This window comes from Mesorhizobium sp. M7A.F.Ca.AU.002.02.1.1 (assembly GCF_003998535.1).
GTDB lineage: Bacteria > Pseudomonadota > Alphaproteobacteria > Rhizobiales > Rhizobiaceae > Mesorhizobium > Mesorhizobium ciceri.
Genome location: NZ_RZPB01001395.1, coordinates 1 through 681, shown reverse-complemented (window position 1 = coordinate 681; position 681 = coordinate 1). Strand labels below are relative to the sequence as shown.

Below are 681 nucleotides of genomic sequence, written 5' to 3'. Positions count from 1 at the left end.
GGGTTGCGGTAGACGATGCGGATCATCTCTAGCGTCGAGGGCGGCGTCGTGCGCGGCTTCGGCGCCGGGGGAATGAAGGGGGCGGGCTGGATGTCCATGCTGTGCTCCGCTGATGACCCAATGTAGTGGGCCGCAAAGCAGGCGTCCATGTGACCGAACGGCAAGGCCCTACTCTCCGGAATGTGACCGGTTACCGCGAGGTGCCTTCTTGTTGCCCCGAGCGGCATGCCCTAGGTGGCAGTCACCAATGGATACCGCCACCGCAGGAGCCCAGCTTGAAGCACCAGTTGAACATCATCATCGGCAGCACGCGGCCAGGCCGCGCCGGACCGATTTTTGCCGAGTGGCTGGAGAGGTTCGCGCGCGAGCACGGGAAATTCGAGCCTGTACTGACCGACATCGATGCGTTCAAGCTTCCGGTGCTGGACGAACCGCACCATCCAAGGCTTGGCAACTACCAGAACGATCATACCAAAGCCTGGTCCAAGGCGATCGATGCCGCCGATGCCTTCGTCTTCGTGGCGCCGGAATACAATTATTTCGTGGCGCCGGCGATCGTCAACGCGATCGACTATCTCTCGCGCGAATGGAAGTACAAGGCAGCCGCCATTTTCAGCTATGGCGGCGTCTCCGGCGGCCTGCGCGCGGCGCAAGCGCTGAAGCCGCTGCTGACCTCGGTAG

1 protein-coding gene is annotated in these 681 nt (G+C 62.6%); it reads left to right on the top strand.

The genetic code is table 11. From position 1 onward, the window contains the following. Positions 1–275: 275 nt before the first annotated feature. On the top strand, positions 276–681 hold a 406-nt coding region (locus EN879_RS37950; protein ID WP_164774948.1), incomplete at its 3' end, for an NADPH-dependent FMN reductase.